This is a genomic window from Arthrobacter sp. SIMBA_036 (assembly GCF_046535135.1).
GTDB lineage: Bacteria > Actinomycetota > Actinomycetes > Actinomycetales > Micrococcaceae > Arthrobacter.
Window position 1 is genome coordinate 1 of sequence record NZ_JAWRXG010000067.1, and the last position, 371, is coordinate 371.

Below are 371 nucleotides of genomic sequence, written 5' to 3' on the forward strand. Positions count from 1 at the left end.
TTAAGGGTAAGTTACCTTAAAGGAACCAGTGGAGCAGCAGAGATCATTGAAGAAAACAACTATTATCCTTTTGGATTAAAGCATGAAGGATATAATAATATAGGATTAGGTAATTCTAATTATAAATATGGCTATCTGGAGAATGAATTGCAGGAAACAGGAATGTATGATATGAATGCTCGTTCTTATATGCCTGATCTGGGAAGATTCGTACAGCATGATCCTTTAAGTTCTCTGTCATTAGATGCTTATGGATATGCTTTTAATAATCCTATAGCTATTAAAGATCCCACAGGGCTGTTTGGAGAAAGTGCAAACTGTCCTCCGGATTGTTCAATTCCTCCTAATTCTCCGGGTGGCGCCAATAATCC

At 37.2% G+C, this 371-nt stretch carries 1 protein-coding gene; it reads left to right on the forward strand.

The window, feature by feature from the left end; translation table 11 throughout:
* A partial coding sequence (locus SB659_RS19160) for an RHS repeat domain-containing protein (protein WP_410551535.1) occupies nucleotides 1–371 on the forward strand: 371 nt, incomplete at both ends.